Raw genomic sequence first — 16,788 nt, 5'->3', positions numbered from 1 at the left:
TGATTAGCGAACAATGTCGAAAGCGGTCCCGGGCCGCGAGAAGGAAATCGCCAGAATCTGCCGGTACGCCATGGCATGGGTGTGAGTATTGCGCGCCGGGGTCACGTAGTGGCGCATGTCGCGATCGAGGAAGTAGGTGGTGTCGAGAATTTCCTCGTAGGTGGTCGCCGCCAGTTGTTGCTTGTGGGTATCGTACAAACGGCTCTCCGCACCCTCGACGTTATTACGCCCCCAGAAGTGCACGCCGCTGAACGGATAGCCGTCGCAGTGAATACCTTCAGGGGTGATTTCCAGCTGTTTGCCGGGTTTGATCTCAATGCGGATCTGATGGATCTGGCACTGCCAGATTTCATCGTGCAACTCTTCCGGAAGCACACTTTTGTATACTTCGAAATCAGTGTCGATCAGGCTGCGCATCACCGGTGAAGAGATCACTTCCTCGGAAAAGTCCTGAAAATGCCGCACCACGCCACCGACGTAAGCGTTGTTCTCTTTCGATTGCACGTAAGCGCGGTGCTCAAGTTGCTTGAGTTCACGGGTTTTCGGGTTGTATTCAAAGTCGCTGTAACGACGGTAGCGCATGCCGGCTTCGGCCTGACCGTAGTAGCTGTCAGGCTCCATGTTTTCCCAACTTTTGGTCAGTCTGACGAAGTCGGCAAAATGACCGTAGAGATTGAAGTCACCACCCTGGACGTTGACAAACTTGTCGCGCCGTAGCGATTCGCCCACTTCTCTGTTCAAAACGATCATTACCAAATTCTCCGCTGCGTTGAACGCCCTAATCTATTGGGTGGAGAATTTGCGTCCATGAGAAAGAATTTCAGGCATTTGAAGCACTGCTTGAAACGGAATCTGCAGCGCTTGAAAAACGACTTTTACATGACAAGAACACCGGTTATTTGCGGTTCGCGCTGAAAAAACGCCGAAAAAAAACCCCGAACGAATCGGGGTTTTCTCATTTTTCTTACAGCGGATCGATCATCAGAAGATGTTGATCGGATAGTCCACGAATACACGCAGCTCGTTACCGCTGACGTTGTACTCGCTGGATTTCTGCGACACGCGCAGGATCGAACTGCGCAACTTCACGCTCAGGTCTTTGGCCGGGCCACTTTGCACGACGTACTTGAACTGGTTGAAGATCTCGCGCTCGGTGCCGCCTTCGCTGGTGGACGTGGTGATGTTGTCGCCGCGCACGTAAGCGAAGTTGTAGCTCAGACCCGGAACGCCGAACGAACCAAAGTCCAGGCCATAACCCAGCTGCCAGCTGCGTTCGTCTTCGGCGTTGAAGTCAGACCAGTAGGAGTTGGCCAGGTAGATGGAGTTACCACCGTCGCCGACACGACCCTGGTCTTTCTGATAGCCGCCATAGGCGTAGCCCAAGTTGCTGTCGCCAGTGGAACGCTGATGCGCCACGGTGAACGAGTGCGGGCCGGTGGCGAAGGTGGCTGCAAGGCTCCAGATCTTGTTGTCGCGACCGGTGACGATGCTTTCGCCCGGTACGGTGTTTTCGCGTACGTACGAGCTGTCCAGCTTGGTGCGATAGCCGTTGAAATCCAGGGTCAGGGACTGATCCTTGTTGAACGGAATCACATAGTTGGCATTCACGTACTGTTTCTTCAAGACGTCTTCAACGTCGGACGCATACAGCGCGCCTTTGAAGTGTTCGGTGAACTGATAGCTGCCGCCCAACACGTTGATCGACTTCAGACCGCCGCTGTCACGGCCTTCATCGCTCTTGCGCGACTCAGCGGTGAATCGGCCGGCGTTCAATTCCAGGCCTTGGATCTCACGGGAGGTGATCAAAGTACCGGTATAGCTTTCCGGCAGCAGACGCACGTTGTCGTAGCTCAGCACCGGCAGGGCCGGCATCTGGTCGCCGTAGGTCAGTACGGTGTTGGATACGCGAAACTTGACCGCAGCACCGCCCTTGGCGATGTCGTGGTTCGCACGACCGTCATTTTCCTGTTTGAAGAAGTCGATGCCGCCGGCGCCGCTACGGCCCTTGCCGCCGTCCAGGCGCAATGCGTACAGACCGAAAGCGTCCACGCCGACACCGACGGTGCCTTGAGTGAAGCCCGACGAGAACGTACCGATGGCCGCTTGGCCCCATTCGGCCTTGTCCTTGTTACCGTCTTTGTAATCACGATTGATGTAGGCGTTGCGCAACAGTACTTTCAGGCTGCTGTCTTCAACGAAACCCTTGGATTCGGCCTGGTCGTTAGCCATGGCCTGTGTAGCACTCAATATCCCCAGTGCGATCAGACTGATTCGCTTGTTCAACATTTTGTTTTCCTTATTACGGGTTGAAACGCGCTGTGTCGAACGGCTGAAACGGCGCTTTCTGCACTCTTGTATTCACCCCGAAACAAAAAAGCCCGCCGACGTTAACGTCATGGCGGGCCTGCTCCTTATTTTGAGTCATGGCGGTTAGCCACAGGCGTTGGGCCGAATCGTAGCCGCGCCCTGAACAGTGTGTCAATTTCAAGAATCGTCTTTAAATAGGCGAAAAACGTCTAAGAAACGTAATTTTTTTGCTGGGCTGTTGCAGAAAAAACCAATTAAACAGGGAGTTTGAATTGTGGGAGCGAGCCTGCTCGCGAAGCGCTGGATCAGTCAACAAAGTCATTGGCAGTGCTGACGCCTTCGCGAGCAGGCTCGCTCCCACCTTTGAATACCTGTGGATAAAAATCAGGCAAAAAAAGCGCTGCCATCCCGGCAGCGCTTTTACCAAGCCCTATTGTTCTTACCCTTCCATCACATCCCACAAGGCTTCCAGCTCGGCCTCGCTGAACAGGCCAGCGGGGTAACGCTCGATCATCATCCGGCGCGGATCAGGTTGTCTGATCTGACGCGTTCCATTGGACTTCAACCAGTGCGCGACAAGCTGGAGCGATTCGCCGTTGACGGCCATGGGATGCACAGTCCGCTCGCTGATTACGTTCACTTCGGCGTTCATTTCAGCGCTCTCTCCCCGTTCGTGAGCGGCTACGTTATCCAAGGTTTGTGACAGAACTGTTGAAGTTCCCCGCCCTCCCTAGTGCATCAGGAGCAATACAAGAGCTATGCCAAGGCGACCCGAATATCGACCGGCGGATACAAACAAGCCCGCGGTCCTGACGGGCCGCGGGCTTGCTTTGATGCTGAGCGAGCTAATCATTGCCTGGCTGATTTGTGAATCAACTCAAGCTGTTACGACTCAACTCACTCTTTGTGCGGCGCTGGCTGCTGTTGGGTAAGGCAGTGAATATTGCCGCCACCCAGTAACAGTTCGCGGCCCGGCACCATCACTACTTCGTGTTGCGGGAACAGCTTCTGCAGGATTTCCCTGGCCGGGGCATCCATCGGGTCGTCGAAGCTCGGCGCGATGATGCCACCGTTGACGATCAGAAAGTTCACGTAGGAACCGGCCAGACGCACGGAAGGATTGCGCTCCTGCGAACCGTCCACCGCATCGACGCCGGCGCACTCTTCTTCGGTCGCATAGAGCGGCCCCGGAATCGGCATTTTGTGCACCGTGAACGGGCGGCCCTTGGCGTCGGTGCTGCTTTGCAGCACTTTCATTGCGGCCTGGCAGCGTGGGTAGTTCGGATCCTGCGGATCGTCGGTCCATGCAAGCAGCACTTCGCCCGGACGCACGTAGCAGCAGAAGTTATCCACATGGCCGTCGGTTTCATCGTTGAACAAGCCATCCGGCAACCAGATGATCTTGTCCACAGACAGGTTGTCGCTGAGTACGGCTTCGATTTCTTCGCGGCTCAGGTGCGGGTTGCGATTGCGGTTGAGCAGGCATTCTTCGGTGGTGATCAGCGTTCCTTCGCCGTCGACATGAATCGAACCGCCTTCGAGAACAAAACCTTCGGTGCGGTAACGCGGGCTGCGCTCGATCTCGAGGATCTTGCCGCCGACCTGCGAATCACGGTTCCACGGTGCATACAGGCCGCCATCGAAACCACCCCAGGCGTTGAAATCCCAGTTCACACCGCGCACTTCGCCACGGTTGTTGATGACGAAGGTCGGGCCGCTGTCGCGAACCCAGGCATCGTCGCTGGACATTTCCACCACGCGGATATTCGGCACATCGAGGCGCGCGCGGGCGTTTTCGTATTGGCCGGCGGAGACGGCAACGGTGACCGGCTCGAAACGGGCGATGGCTTTGGCCACGGCGGCGTGCGCGGCCTGCGCCGGTTTGCCGCCCAGACGCCAATTGTCCGGGCGCTCGGGCCAGATCATCCAGGTCTGGGTTTGTGGCGCCCACTCGGCCGGCATGTAGAAGCCATCGGCGCGCGGGGTACTTTTCAATGTGGTCATCAGGACTCCAGGGAACCGTCGAGGGTTTTCAACGCGCCGTACAGATTCGGCCGGCGGTCGCGGAATGAACCCCACGCGCTGCGAACATGTTCCAGCTCGTCGAGGTTGAACGTGTGCACAAGAATACCTTCTTCGGTTTTATTCAGCTCCTGCACTTTTTCGCCGAACTGGTTGGCGATGAACGACGAGCCGTAGAAGGTGATGTCGTAGCCGTCCTGCTCTTCATTGCCGATGCGGTTGCTGGCAATCAGCGGCATCAGGTTGGCGCCGGCATGGCCCTGCTGCACTCGCTGCCAGTGATCGCGTGAAGAGATGGTCTTGTCGTGCGGCTCGCTGCCGATCGCGGTCGGATAAAAGAGAATTTCCGCCCCTTGCAGGGCCATGCTGCGCGCCGCTTCCGGAAACCACTGGTCCCAGCAAATGCCAACGCCAATTTTCGCGTAACGGGTGTTCCATACCTTGAAGCCGGTGTCGCCCGGGTTGAAGTAATACTTTTCGTGATAGCCCGGGCCGTCGGGGATATGGCTTTTACGATAAATCCCGAGGTTGCTGCCGTCGGCGTCGATGATCGCGATGCTGTTGAAGCGTGCACGCCCGGCCAGTTCGTAGAAGCTGATCGGCAGTACTACTTGCAGCTCTTTGGCAATTTTCTGGAAATGCTTGATGGCCACGTTTTCTTCAACCGTCGTTGCCAGTTGCAGGTAATCCGGATTCGGCTTCTGGCAAAAGTACGGCGCCTCGAACAGTTCCTGGATGAGGATGATCTGTGCGCCTTTGGCGGCGGCTTCGCGGACCAGTCTTTCAGCGGTTTCGAGGTTGGCTTCCAGGTCCCATGAACAGGCCATCTGCGTGGCGGCGACGGTAACGATACGGCTCATGAATCATCTCCGGGCTAGTGCTTTGACGGTCGAAGAATTCGACCGAAAAGAAAACGCGCGCACCGGACAAGAGATCACCATGCCGGAGCAATGGCGACTTTATAACCGATAAATATCGGCTTTAAAAGCTGTAAAGAAGGAATCTATCTGTATGAACACCAATTAAACCGATACAAATCGGACTTCAGACCGAAAACAAATGTGGGATCGAGCCTGCTCGCGAATGCACTGTGTCAGTCACCGCATGTGGCGACTGATACACAGCTTTCGCGAGCAGGCTCGCTCCCACAGGGGATGCGCCTTGCTTACAGGCCTTCGCTCAACACCCGATCCAGCATTTCGACGAAGAAATCCACGCTCTGGCGCGACGTCACCATCGGTGGCTTGATTTTGAGGATGTTCAAGTCATCGCCCGTCGGCTGCATGAAGATCCCCAACTCGCGCAAGCGATCACACAGCAACGCAGTCTCGGCAGTTGCCGGTTCCAGCGTCTGCCGATTGCGGATCAGCTCCAGCCCCAGATAAAAACCGGAGCCGTGTACCGCGCCGACCAGCGGATGTTTATCGATCAACGCTTCCAGGCGCGCCTTGAAGTGGCCGCCGACGACCTGGGCGTTTTCCCAGAGCTTTTCTTCCTCCATCACATCGAGCACCGCCATACCAATCTGGCAACTGACCGGACTGCCGCCCGCCGACGAGAAGAAATAGCCCTCTGCCTCCAGCGCCTCGGCGATTTCCCGGCGAGTGATCACCGCGCCAAGTGGCTGACCGTTACCCATGCCTTTGGCCATGGTGATGATGTCCGGCACCACGCCCTGCTCTTCGAAGCCCCAGAAAAAATGGCCCATGCGCCCATAACCGACCTGCACTTCGTCAGCGATGCACACCCCGCCCTGCGCGCGGACCTTTTCATACACCTGCGGCAAATAGCCCGGCGGTAAAGAAATACCCCCGGCATTGCCGTAGACCGGCTCGCAGATGAAACCGGCCAGTTGGCGCTTCTGCTCGGCCAGTTTTTGCAGGTGATGCTCGACGCTGCGCACGTAATCCGGCGCCGAATCGGCGCCACGGAATTCGCCGCGATAAGTGTTCGGCGCCGGCACTGGGTGCACCCAGTCCGGGCGACTTTCCAGGGCCTTCGGGTTGTCGGCAATCGACGTCGATACCGCATCGGCGCCGATCGTCCAGCCGTGATACGCCTCAAGCACACTGATCATGTCGCGCCCGCCGCTGTATGCCCAGGCTAGACGAATCGCCAGGTCATTGGCCTCGCTGCCGCTGTTGACCAGGAACACGCGATCCATGCCCTCCGGCGCCAGCTTCAGCAAGCGTTCGGAAAACTCGGCGACCGCCGCGTAGTTGAAGCGTGAATTGGTATTGAGCAACGACCACTGCCGCGCCGCGACCGCCGCCATTCGAGGGTGACCATGACCGAGCACGGCGACGTTATTGAGCATGTCCAGATAGGATCGGCCGTGCATGTCGATCAGGTGATTGCGCCAGCCGCGTTCAATGCGCGGCGGGTCAACGTAATAGTGTTTTTGCGTGCGGGCAAAACTGGCATCGCGGCGTTCGAGCAGGGTTTTGGCGTCCAGCTCAGGCTCGGCGTCGCAGGCCAGCCCGAGCAGCATCGCCGGTGACGGGCACAACGCCTGCCACGCCGATGCACGGGACGGCGTGCAGAACAGCGGCGCGTCGAATTCTGCTCCCCGGCACATCTGCACTAGCAGCGGGCCGGTGACCGTACCGAGCTTCTGGCCTTGATCCACTGCCACACCCTGCTCCAGAACGGGAGTCACGCCCCACAGGCGAACACTGAACTGAGGGCCATCGAGTTGCAGCGCACCGTTTGCCGCTTGCTTCAAAACGCCGGCGAACGGTGCTTGCACTTCGGCTCCAGCCGGCACACGCAATTCGACATGCAACGGGAACGTGTCCGGCTCAGTCGCGCAGTCTGGCCGAGTACGTGACAAGCGGTACTGGCCATAACGCGTCGCCGCCAGCCCGTGCACCGCTGCGGCCTCTGTCAGCAAGCGCTGATCAATGCCCGGCTGCTCCCAATTGCCCGCCTCGAAGTGCGGGCTCAACACGCCAAGATCAATCAGCGCAAATTCACGCCCGACCAATCCGGGCAGCAATGGCGCAAATTCCAGTTTTTCGACCTTCGGCACGGTCTGGTCCACGGCGCTGAGAATCGCCGCTTCCATCAGCGCCTGTGGCACCGATGTCGCGACGCGAAAGATTTCCCACTCGTGACCGAGATTGTCGCGGCTATACGTATTGGTGGGGTCGATGCTCACCTGTTGCTCGCCACTGAGCACCAGCACCGCCGCCCGCGCCACGATCAATGGCCACAGCGCTTGCAGCTCAGCGTACTGCAACGGATTGACCGCGTGATAAGCCTGGACCGCCGGCAGGATGACAAACGGATCGCCATCGGCGTGATGCAGCAAAGCCGCACAGGTCACCGACAGATCGGTGATACGCCAGGTGCGCACCAGATCACCGAAGTCGATCACACCCTGCAACTGCCAATGCCGCTGGGCATCACGCGCCCAGACGACGTTGTCATCGGTGATATCCATGTGAATCGCCTGCACCGGCAGCTTGTCCAGCAGCGGCTGCAAACGGCGCTCGGCCTGCTCGGCGGCAGCGCTGATCACCGCACGCTGCTGCGCGTCGGTGATCACCGGCAACAGATGACTGATCAAAGCGTTGGCGTGACGCGCGTCCCACTGCAAGGTGCGTTCAAGGCCCGGGTGATCGAAGCCTGCCAGCGCCAGATCCATCTCGCCACAGAGTCGGCCAAACCCGGCAACCACGTCCTGGCCAAGATGATCGAAATCGGTCAACGGCTGGCCGTCGATGTACTCCAGCAACCGCACATGCACCGTTTCGCCATTGGCTTGCAGCGACAACAGATCTGCACCGTTATTGGCTGCGATGACGCGCGGCACCTTGATCGCCGAATGCTCGGCCAAGTATTTGAGCCCGGCGTGCTGGGCTTGCAGCTCAACAAGAGCGTAATCGCCACGACAGACTTTCAGCACGAAGCGTCCACGCTCGCTGTCGACGCGATAATTCAGATCCTGCTGGCTGCCCAGCGCCTGCAACGTGCCGCTGAGCCCGTAATGCTCGGCCAGCCATTGCAGCGCCTGCGCCTCTGAAACCTGCGGACCGGGCAAACTGGCGCGATGAATCAACGTGGCGAGCGGCATGAAACGACCCCTGAAATTTTATTAGGCGCTTATATCGCCATTGCCTTGGCGGTTACGCAACCCCCGACTTCAATGAACGCTCCAATTCAAACCCAACACTCGCGCCCCGCAGCACTTTGCGCAAGAATGTCGCCCATTCACACCTGTCTATGGAAATCCTCATGAATGTCATCACCACCGATCTGCCCGGTGTTCTGATCATCGAACCCAAGGTGTTCGGCGACGAGCGCGGTTTTTTCTACGAGAGTTTCAATGCCAAGGCGTTTCAGGACGCTACCGGTCTGGAAACGCAATTCGTGCAAGACAACCATTCGCGCTCGCAAAAAGGCGTGCTGCGTGGCCTGCATTACCAGTTGCAGAACACCCAGGGCAAACTGGTTCGCGTGACCGTGGGTGAAGTGCTCGATGTGGCGGTAGACATCCGTCGCAGCTCGCCGCATTTCGGCAAATCGGTGGCGGTGCGCCTGTCGGCGGAAAACCACCGTCAATTGTGGGTGCCGGAAGGTTTCGCCCACGGCTTCGTGGTGTTGAGCGAGTTCGCCGAGTTCCTCTACAAGACCACCAACTATTACGACCCGTCCTCCGAGCGCAGCATTCGCTGGGACGACCCGGCGCTGGGCATCGACTGGCAACTGGACGAAGCGCCGAAGCTGTCGGCCAAGGACCAGGCGGCTGCGCTGCTCAAGGACGCTGACGTCTTCGCCTGAGGCCGGGCATAATGCGCCTGTCCCTACAGGCGTATCCGGCACATGAAACCACCGCTCCCCCGCAGACCTCGCTGGCGCAGCCTCGCACTGTTGGCCCTGTGCCTGGCGCCGCTGCTGTGGCCGCTGGAACATCTTGCCGAGCGCTATTACCGCAGCGAACTCGCCGGGCAGAATCGCCAGACCCTCGATCTGTACGTCGCCAACCTGCTCGGCACCCTGCATCGCTATGAAGTGTTGCCGCAGATTCTCGGCGATCTGCCGGCCCTTCGCGCGGTGCTTGGTGCGCCGGACGACGGCGTGACCCAAGGCAACGCCAATCGCCTGCTGAAAAACATCGCCGCGCAGACCGGCGCTGAAGTCATGTACCTGATGGACACGTCCGGCCAGACGCTGGCGGCGTCGAATTGGGACAAACGCGACAGCTTCGTCGGCCGCAACTTCGCCTTCCGCCCGTATTTCAGCGAAGCCATGGCCGGCCGCCTGGGACGCTTCTTCGGGCTGGGCACCACTTCGGCCAAACGCGGCTACTTCTTCGCCGCTGCTGTGCGCAACGGCGAAAAGATCATCGGCGTGCTGGTGATCAAGGTCGACCTCGACCACACCGAAAGCCTGTGGGGCAAAACCCCGGAACAGCTGCTGGTGACCGACCACAACGGCGTGGTCATCCTGACGTCGCGCCCGGAATGGCGTTTCCGTTCCACTCGCGAGTTGAGCGATGCCGAGCGCGCCGCGATCACCGCGATCCAGCCCTACCCGACCCGTGAACCGCGGCCGCTGAACCTGAGCGCCGACGCCTGGCTGACGCAGACCCACGACATCGCCGAAACCGGCTGGAGCGTGAGCATTCTCGCCCCGCGCACGCTGATTGATCGTCCGGTGCGCACGGTGGTCGCGATCGGCGGCGCCACGCTGTTGGTGGTGATGCTGCTGGTGGGTTTGATGATGCAACGTCGCCGGCATTATCTGGAGCGCATCGCCTTCGAGGCCAAGGCGCGCCGCGAACTGGAAGGCCGGGTGGCTGAACGTACCAGCGATCTGGAGGGCCTCAACCGGCGTTTGAAGCAGGAAGTGCTCGAGCGTGAGCAGGCGCAGCAGGAGCTGGTGCGCGCCCAGGACGATCTGGTCCAGGCGGGCAAATTGTCGGCGCTGGGGACCATGTCGGCGAGTATCAGCCACGAACTCAATCAGCCGCTGGCGGCGATTCGCAGCTATGCGGAAAACGCCGAAGTGCTGCTCGATCATCAGCGCACCGAGGACGCGCGCGGCAACCTCAAGCTGATCAGCGAACTGACCGGGCGCATGGCCTCGATCATCGCCCACCTGCGCGCCTTCGCCCGCCGCGATCGCCACGCACCGGAAAGCGTCGCCCTGCAACCGGCGCTGGATGATGCGCTGGCATTGCTGGCCAAACGTCGGCGCAGTATGGAGGTCGAATTGATCCGCGACTTGCCCGCAGCCACGCTGTGGGTCGAGGCCGGCGAAACCCGCCTGCGCCAAGTGCTGGGCAATCTGCTGGCCAATGCTCTCGATGCCCTGACCGAAAAAGGCCCGCCGCGCAAATTGTGGCTGAGTGCCGAAGCCACCGCCGACGGCGTCAATCTGTACATTCGCGACAACGGCCCCGGGTTCTGCATGGAAGCCCTTGGCCGCGCCAGCGAGCCCTTCTACACCACCAAGACCCGCACCCAGGGTCTGGGTCTGGGGCTGGCCATTTGTGAAACGCTGATGCGCGCCTTTGGTGGCGAGCTGTCGTTCGCCAACCACAAGCAAGGCGGCGCCCTGATCACCCTGCGCCTGCGCGCCGGTGCGCCGGGAGTCAGCCTGCAACCGTCCGAGGATCGAAGTGCATGACCATCGACAATCGCATCCAGGTAGTGTTGATCGACGACGATCCGCACTTGCGCCAGGCCCTTGGCCAGACCCTGGACCTGGCCGGCCTGAAAATCCTGCCGCTGTCCGAAGCCAAGGGCCTGGCCGCGCAACTGGAGCGTGACTGGCCGGGGGTGGTGGTCAGCGACATCCGCATGCCGGGCATGGACGGCCTCGAACTGTTGAGCGAGTTGCATGCACAGGATCCCGAGTTGCCGGTGCTGCTGATCACCGGCCATGGCGACGTACCGCTGGCGGTGCAGGCGATGCGCGCCGGCGCTTACGATTTTCTGGAAAAACCCTTTGCCAGCGATGCACTGCTCGACAGCGTCCGTCGCGCCCTCGCGTTACGGCGGCTGGTGCTGGACAACCGCAGCCTGCGTCTGGCCTTGAGCGACCGCAACGAATTGAGCGCGCGACTGGTCGGCCATTCGACGCCAATGCTGCGCCTGCGTGAGCAGATCGGTGCGCTGGCGGCGACCAAGGCTGATGTGCTGATCCTCGGCGAGACCGGTGCCGGCAAAGAGGTGGTGGCCCGCGCGCTGCACGATTTGTCGAGCCGCCGCAACGGTCCGTTCGTAGCGATCAACGCCGGCGCCTTGGCCGAATCGGTGGTGGAAAGCGAACTGTTCGGTCACGAGCCCGGCGCTTTCACCGGCGCGCAGAAACGCCGCATCGGCAAATTCGAATTCGCCAACGGCGGCACGCTGTTTCTCGACGAAATCGAAAGCATGAGCATGGACGTGCAAGTGAAGCTGCTGCGCATGCTGCAGGAGCGCGTCGTCGAACGCCTGGGCGGCAATCAGTTGATCCCGCTGGACATCCGCGTCATCGCCGCGACCAAGGAAGATCTGCGCCAGGCGGCGGATCAGGGTCGCTTCCGCGCCGACTTGTATTACCGCCTCAATGTCGCGCCGCTGCGCATCCCGCCGCTGCGCGAAAGGGGCGAAGACGCACTGGTGTTGTTCCAGCATTACGCCGATGAAGCCAGCGCCCGTCACGGCTTGCCCCCCCACGAACTGCAACCGGCACACCGCGCCCTGCTGCTGCGCCACACCTGGCCGGGCAATGTACGTGAACTGCAAAATGCCGCCGAACGCTTCGCCCTTGGGCTTGAGCTGGCACTGGACAACAGCGCTGATGGCAGCGGCGGCGCGCCGGTCGAAGTGGTCAGCGGCGGCCTCAGCGAGCAAGTGGAAAACTTCGAGAAATCGCTGATCGCCGCCGAGCTGGCGCGCTCGCACAGCTCGGTGCGCAGCCTCGCCGAAGCCTTGGGTATTCCGCGCAAGACCCTGCATGACAAGCTGCGCAAACACGGTCTGAATTTCGGCGAAAGCAGCCACGGGGAAGACAACGAATGAGCAGCGCAAGCGAATACCTGCAAACGGTGCTGCATCACGACATTCCGCTGACTGCCGAGATGGGACTTGAAGTTCTCGAATGGCGGGATCAGCAACTGCGCCTGCACCTGCCGCTTGCGCCCAACGTCAATCACAAGAGCACCATGTTTGGCGGCAGCCTCTACTGCGGCGCCGTGCTGGCCGGCTGGGGCTGGTTGCATCTACGTTTGCAGGAAGAAGGGATTACCGACGGACACATCGTCATTCAGGAAGGGCAGATCAGTTATCCGCTGCCGGTGACCGGGGACGCCGTGGCGATCTGCCCGGCGCCGGATGCCGCGGTGTGGAAGCGCTTTGTGGCGATGTATCGGCGATATGGGCGGGCGCGGCTGACGCTGGATACGCGGATACTGAATGCGGGAAGTGAGGACGAGGCGGTTAGATTTACCGGGCAGTACGTTTTGCACCGTTGAAGATCAACAGCCCCTCACCCTAGCCCTCTCCCGAGGGAGAGGGAACCGATACGGGGATGCTACAGATTTACGTCGACCTGAAACTGCTTCGCCGAATCCACAATCGACTCGATTCTCCAGGTCGATGCATAGCGCCAGACAACTCGGTCGGCTTTCTCTCCCGGGGGGAGAGGGCTGGGGTGAGGGGAATTGCGGATCAGGCAGTTAGCCTCGGGCCAACTCCAACAACCGTCCGCGCCACGCAGCCTTCGCCGGCAGCGCCAGAAAAAACTCGTTCAACAGTGATTCTCGCGGCGGATAACTGAACGCCTCGCCGCTCAGATCCAGCACCTCGCCACCCGCGCCTTCCAGCACGCCCTGCGCTGCCGCCGTGTCCCACTGCGAAGTCGGCGCCAGTCGTGGATAGCAATCAGCAGCACCTTCGGCCAACAGACAGAACTTCAAGGAACTGCCGATATTGGCCAGTTGCAACTCACCAAGACTCGCGCTCAACCCGGCCAGCAAACGCTCTTGCTCGGGACTTGAATGTCGACGGCTGGCCACCACGGTAAACGCCTCGCCCGGCGCAGGCACATCGCGCACCTGAATCGCCGTCGGCGTACCGCCCTCGTCGCCACGCCAGGCTCCAAATCCGCCACCGCCGACATAAAAACGACCGTTGGTCGGCATCGTCACCACGCCAAACACCACCCGGCCATTTTCGATCAGCGCGATGTTCACAGTGAATTCTTCGCTACCGCTGATGAACTCCTTGGTACCGTCCAGCGGATCCACCAGCCACCAGCGTTGCCAACCGGCGCGCACGCTCTGCGGGATATCGGCGTCCTCTTCAGACAGCACCGGAATGCTCGGATCGAGTGCCGTCAGCCCGGCAACGATAAGGTGATGGGCGGCCAGATCGGCGGCTGTGACCGGCGAATCATCAGACTTGGCGGTGACTTCAACACCGGCACGCCAGAACGGCAGGATCGCCTCGCCAGCCTGTAAAGCCAGCTCAACCACAGGCGCCATCAATGGATGGGGAAAATTCATAGACGTCTCACTCATAGCTGAACACACCGCGCTGGCTCAGCAGGTCACGGGTCAAATACAGCGCCGCCAACGCGCGGCCCTCGGAAAATTGCGGATTCTGCGCCAGCGCCGACAGTTCGCGCAGGTTGACCTTGTCGACCCGCATCGGCTCCGGCTCATCGCCTTCCAGCCGCTCTTCATAGAGGTCGGTGGCCAGCACCACTTGGATTTTCTGGCTCATGTAACCGGGCGACAGCGACAGCTCGGTCAGATGTTCCAACTGGCGCGCGCCATAACCGGCCTCTTCCTTGAGTTCCCGCTCGGCCGCCGCCAGCACGTCCTCGCCCGGCTCGATCAGGCCTTTGGGCAAGGACAGTTCGTATTCGTCGGTGCCGCCGCAATATTCTTCGATCAGCACCGCGTGTTCGGCGTCGAGCATCGCGACGATCATCACCGCGCCATAACCCGCGCCCTTGCCGACCAGACGCTCGTAAGTGCGCTCCACGCCATTGGAAAATCGCAGCTTGAGTTCTTCGACGCGAAACAGGCGACTGGTGGCGACGATCTCGCGGGCGAGTACGGTGGGTTTCTGGCGCATGCAAAGCTCCTTGGCGTGAACGCGCTACTATAACGCGGCTTTCCCGATTGTTTGCGTCGGATATCTTTTCACCGTTCGAGACGTTGCCATGCCTTCTTTACCGTGGTCCGACATCGATACCGTTCTGCTCGACATGGACGGCACGCTGCTGGATCTGCACTTCGACAATCATTTTTGGCTTGAGCACTTGCCCCAGCGCTACGCCGAACTGCACGGCATCAGCCGGGCCATGGCCGAGCTGGAATTGCAGCCATTGTTCGAGCGCCACGCCGGCCAGTTGCAGTGGTACTGCCTGGATTTCTGGAGCGCGGAACTGAAATTGTCGGTGCGTGAACTCAAACAGGAAACCGCCCACTTGATCGCCCTGCGCGCGGATGCCGATACCTTTCTCGACGCAATCAAACGCGCCGGCAAACGGGTGATCATGATCACCAATGCGCACCGCGATTCGCTGTCGTTGAAACTGGAACGGATCGAACTGGCACCATACTTCGAGCGGCTGATCAGCTCGCACGACTATGGTTATCCCAAGGAGAACCCGCAGTTCTGGGATGCCTTGCAGGCGGACATCGGTTTTGATCCGGCGCGCAGCCTGTTTATCGACGACACCTTACCGATCCTGCGCAGTGCGCGGGATTTTGGCGTGGCGCACTTGCTGGCGGTGAAAGAACCGGACAGCCGCAAAGGGCCGAAGGACACAGCAGAGTTTGCCGCTGTCGAGGATTACCGCGATTTGATTGCAGGGCTTTGACGTCGCGTTGCTGCCTTCGCGAGCAGGCTCGCTCCCACACTGAAGTGCGTTTCAAATGTGGGAGCGAGCCTGCTCGCGAAAGCGCTTTCGAATGTTATTCAGGAATGCGCAGTACTTGTCCCGGGTAGATCTTGTCTGGATGTTTGAGCTGAGGTTTGTTGGCCTCGAAAATCTTGTTGTACTGGTTGGCGTCACCATACACGCGCTTGGAAATCGCACTCAGCGTGTCGCCCTTCTCGACCGTGACAAATTTTGCAGCGGCGGCAACGCCACCCGTCACGGTGATCTGATCGTCCACACCACTCACGCCGGCGACGTTACCCAGGGCCAAGAGAATCTTTTCTTTCTCTTCCTGACTCGCCGCTTCACCCGTGGCGATGACTTTCTCGCCCTCAACCTTGACCTGGATCTTCGACGTATCGATACCGGTCAGCGCTTCCTGCACGTGCTTGGTCAGCGCTGCGCTGTTGGCCTCGGCCTTGTCCGGCGTCAGTGCATCGAGAATCTTTTCACCGGCTTCTTTCAAAAAACTGAACAGGCTCATCGCATTCACTCCATGTAATAAAGGGTCAGTCGTCCAAGCCTAGACCACCCCAGCCAAACCCGGTTCCAGTCCGACCAATGACGCTGCCGCGCCGCAGGCGGTAGAATCGCCACACCCCGCCAACCGCCTGGAGCGAAGATGGACATCAAGCAACTGAAATTCCTCATCGCCCTCGACGAAACCCGCCATTTCGGCCAGGCCGCCGCGCGCTGCCACATCACCCAGCCGACCTTGTCGATGCGCTTGCGCAGCCTCGAGGAAGAACTCGACCTGCCATTGGTCAATCGCGGCCAGCGCTTCGAAGGCTTCACCGCACCGGGCGAACGCGTGCTGGCGTGGGCGCGTACGGTGCTGGCAGCCTATGACGGCTTGCAGGCGGAAGCGGCGGCCTGTCGCGGCAACCTGATCGGTACGCTGCGCCTGGGCGTGGTGCCGCTGTCGAGTTTCGATCCCTTGCCGCTGATGCAACGACTGCACGCGGCGCACCCGGACCTGCGCTTCGAGCTGTCGTCGCTGAGCTCCGAGCAGGTGCTCGAACACTTGGCGAACAACCGCATCGACATTGGCGTGTCCTATCTGGAGCGTCTGGACAGCGAGCGCTTCGATTCGCTGGCCTTTAACGAGACGCGCATGGGCCTGCTCTATGACGAGCGCTCGTTCAACTTCGGCGAAGCACCCCTGAGTTGGGAGTCGCTGATAGAACTGCCGCTGTGCATGCTCACCAGCGGCATGCATTTTCGCCAGTCCATCGACCACAACTTCCACAGCCGTGGCCTTACCCCGCAACCGCTCTTGCAAACCGACGCCGTGCATCAACTGCTGCAAGCGGTCCACGGCGGTTTTTGCTGCGCGATCATGCCCCTCGACGGCGGCGCGGAAACCCTTGCTGATCACCTGCGTCTGCAACCGATCGAAAATGCCCACACCCTCGCCCCGCTAGGCCTGATCATGCGCCGTGGCGCGCCGCGTTCAGCGCTGGCAGAAGCCTGTTTCGCGCTTTATCAGAAATCGTCAAAAGACGCTTGATCGACGGCATCTATCGGTAGATCGGTAATAGCGATTAGACGCGACAACTTGCCGCGCCTAGT

The 16,788-nt window shown here is 60.1% G+C and carries 15 protein-coding genes; 6 read left to right on the top strand and 9 right to left on the bottom strand.

Translation table 11 applies throughout. From position 1 onward, the window contains the following. Positions 1–3: 3 nt before the first annotated feature. The 6 genes from OC605_RS22505 to OC605_RS22480 form a co-directional block, all read right to left on the bottom strand. Complete coding sequence (locus tag OC605_RS22505; protein ID WP_186568577.1) at positions 4–750, bottom strand: 2OG-Fe dioxygenase family protein; 747 nt, start codon at positions 748–750, stop codon at positions 4–6. 231 nt (positions 751–981) lie between these two features. Beyond that, a complete protein-coding gene (locus OC605_RS22500) occupies positions 982–2,286 on the bottom strand; it encodes an OprD family porin (RefSeq protein WP_262139573.1) in 1,305 nt (434 codons plus the stop codon). Between the two features lie 460 nt (positions 2,287–2,746). After that, positions 2,747–2,959 (bottom strand): hypothetical protein, encoded by a 213-nt coding sequence (locus tag OC605_RS22495; protein WP_016772156.1) that lies wholly within the window; start codon positions 2,957–2,959, stop codon positions 2,747–2,749. A gap of 245 nt (positions 2,960–3,204) precedes the next feature. Beyond that, positions 3,205–4,311 carry an agmatine deiminase gene (aguA, locus tag OC605_RS22490; RefSeq protein ID WP_262139570.1) on the bottom strand — a complete coding sequence of 369 codons (1,107 nt, stop codon included), beginning with the start codon at positions 4,309–4,311 and terminating at the stop codon, positions 3,205–3,207. After that, the gene (gene aguB, locus OC605_RS22485; protein ID WP_123444064.1) at positions 4,311–5,189 is read right to left on the bottom strand and encodes an N-carbamoylputrescine amidase; all 879 of its coding nucleotides are present in this window, start codon (positions 5,187–5,189) and stop codon (positions 4,311–4,313) included. Before aguB ends, aguA begins: the two co-directional genes overlap by 1 nt. 305 nt (positions 5,190–5,494) lie before the next feature. Further along, positions 5,495–8,407, bottom strand: a complete 2,913-nt coding sequence (locus OC605_RS22480) for an aminotransferase (protein ID WP_262139568.1) — start codon at positions 8,405–8,407, stop codon at positions 5,495–5,497. Positions 8,408–8,568: 161 nt separating this feature from the next. Between OC605_RS22480 and rfbC the strand changes: the two genes are divergently transcribed. The 4 genes from rfbC to OC605_RS22460 are packed head-to-tail and all read left to right on the top strand — an operon-like array spanning position 8,569 to position 12,796. Continuing rightward, positions 8,569–9,114 carry a dTDP-4-dehydrorhamnose 3,5-epimerase gene (gene rfbC / locus OC605_RS22475; protein WP_186568571.1) on the top strand — a complete coding sequence of 182 codons (546 nt, stop codon included), beginning with the start codon at positions 8,569–8,571 and terminating at the stop codon, positions 9,112–9,114. A 42-nt stretch (positions 9,115–9,156) separates the two neighbouring features. Beyond that, entirely contained in the window at positions 9,157–10,965 is a 1,809-nt protein-coding gene (locus tag OC605_RS22470) for an ATP-binding protein (RefSeq protein ID WP_125925814.1), read from the top strand. Then, entirely contained in the window at positions 10,962–12,344 is a 1,383-nt protein-coding gene (locus tag OC605_RS22465) for a sigma-54-dependent transcriptional regulator (RefSeq protein WP_262139564.1), read from the top strand. The genes OC605_RS22470 and OC605_RS22465 overlap by 4 nt, the downstream gene beginning before the upstream one ends. Continuing rightward, on the top strand, positions 12,341–12,796 hold the full coding sequence (locus tag OC605_RS22460; protein ID WP_262139562.1) for a thioesterase domain-containing protein: 456 nt from the start codon (positions 12,341–12,343) through the stop codon (positions 12,794–12,796). Before OC605_RS22465 ends, OC605_RS22460 begins: the two co-directional genes overlap by 4 nt. 204 nt (positions 12,797–13,000) lie before the next feature. Here the strand turns inward: OC605_RS22460 and cysQ are convergent, their stop codons facing one another. Further along, positions 13,001–13,828: a 3'(2'),5'-bisphosphate nucleotidase CysQ gene (gene cysQ, locus OC605_RS22455; RefSeq protein ID WP_262139560.1), complete on the bottom strand. Its 828-nt coding sequence runs from the start codon at positions 13,826–13,828 to the stop codon at positions 13,001–13,003. A 7-nt stretch (positions 13,829–13,835) separates the two neighbouring features. Continuing rightward, positions 13,836–14,405 carry an ADP compounds hydrolase NudE gene (gene nudE / locus OC605_RS22450; RefSeq protein WP_016772166.1) on the bottom strand — a complete coding sequence of 190 codons (570 nt, stop codon included), beginning with the start codon at positions 14,403–14,405 and terminating at the stop codon, positions 13,836–13,838. An 88-nt stretch (positions 14,406–14,493) separates the two neighbouring features. On the opposite strand from nudE, the gene yrfG reads away from it, so the two are divergent. Continuing rightward, entirely contained in the window at positions 14,494–15,156 is a 663-nt protein-coding gene (yrfG, locus tag OC605_RS22445; RefSeq protein WP_071174081.1) for a GMP/IMP nucleotidase, read from the top strand. A gap of 94 nt (positions 15,157–15,250) precedes the next feature. On the opposite strand, the gene lysM is transcribed toward yrfG, so the two are convergent. After that, complete coding sequence (lysM, locus tag OC605_RS22440; RefSeq protein WP_016772168.1) at positions 15,251–15,700, bottom strand: peptidoglycan-binding protein LysM; 450 nt, start codon at positions 15,698–15,700, stop codon at positions 15,251–15,253. A gap of 138 nt (positions 15,701–15,838) precedes the next feature. Between lysM and OC605_RS22435 the strand changes: the two genes are divergently transcribed. Beyond that, a complete protein-coding gene (locus OC605_RS22435) occupies positions 15,839–16,726 on the top strand; it encodes a LysR family transcriptional regulator (protein WP_186568563.1) in 888 nt (295 codons plus the stop codon). The last annotated feature ends 62 nt before the right edge of the window (positions 16,727–16,788 follow it).

It is taken from the genome of Pseudomonas sp. Marseille-Q5117 (assembly GCF_946901175.1).
Taxonomy (GTDB): Bacteria; Pseudomonadota; Gammaproteobacteria; order Pseudomonadales; family Pseudomonadaceae; genus Aquipseudomonas; species Aquipseudomonas iranensis.
Note: the sequence above shows the minus strand (reverse complement) of the source record. Positions and strands in the feature narration are given on the sequence as shown.

What these genes read in the sequence shown, in the direction of transcription:
- OC605_RS22460 (WP_262139562.1), top strand. Translation starts at nt 12,341, where the DNA reads ATGAGCAGCGCAAGCGAATACCTGCAAACGGTGCTGCATCACGACATT.
- rfbC (WP_186568571.1), top strand. Translation starts at nt 8,569, where the DNA reads ATGAATGTCATCACCACCGATCTGCCCGGTGTTCTGATCATCGAACCC.
- lysM (WP_016772168.1), bottom strand. Translation starts at nt 15,700, where the DNA reads ATGAGCCTGTTCAGTTTTTTGAAAGAAGCCGGTGAAAAGATTCTCGAT.
- OC605_RS22470 (WP_125925814.1), top strand. Translation starts at nt 9,157, where the DNA reads ATGAAACCACCGCTCCCCCGCAGACCTCGCTGGCGCAGCCTCGCACTG.
- nudE (WP_016772166.1), bottom strand. Translation starts at nt 14,405, where the DNA reads ATGCGCCAGAAACCCACCGTACTCGCCCGCGAGATCGTCGCCACCAGT.
- OC605_RS22500 (WP_262139573.1), bottom strand. Translation starts at nt 2,286, where the DNA reads ATGTTGAACAAGCGAATCAGTCTGATCGCACTGGGGATATTGAGTGCT.
- aguA (WP_262139570.1), bottom strand. Translation starts at nt 4,311, where the DNA reads ATGACCACATTGAAAAGTACCCCGCGCGCCGATGGCTTCTACATGCCG.
- OC605_RS22495 (WP_016772156.1), bottom strand. Translation starts at nt 2,959, where the DNA reads ATGAACGCCGAAGTGAACGTAATCAGCGAGCGGACTGTGCATCCCATG.
- OC605_RS22435 (WP_186568563.1), top strand. Translation starts at nt 15,839, where the DNA reads ATGGACATCAAGCAACTGAAATTCCTCATCGCCCTCGACGAAACCCGC.
- OC605_RS22480 (WP_262139568.1), bottom strand. Translation starts at nt 8,407, where the DNA reads ATGCCGCTCGCCACGTTGATTCATCGCGCCAGTTTGCCCGGTCCGCAG.
- aguB (WP_123444064.1), bottom strand. Translation starts at nt 5,189, where the DNA reads ATGAGCCGTATCGTTACCGTCGCCGCCACGCAGATGGCCTGTTCATGG.
- OC605_RS22465 (WP_262139564.1), top strand. Translation starts at nt 10,962, where the DNA reads ATGACCATCGACAATCGCATCCAGGTAGTGTTGATCGACGACGATCCG.
- yrfG (WP_071174081.1), top strand. Translation starts at nt 14,494, where the DNA reads ATGCCTTCTTTACCGTGGTCCGACATCGATACCGTTCTGCTCGACATG.
- cysQ (WP_262139560.1), bottom strand. Translation starts at nt 13,828, where the DNA reads ATGAATTTTCCCCATCCATTGATGGCGCCTGTGGTTGAGCTGGCTTTA.
- OC605_RS22505 (WP_186568577.1), bottom strand. Translation starts at nt 750, where the DNA reads ATGATCGTTTTGAACAGAGAAGTGGGCGAATCGCTACGGCGCGACAAG.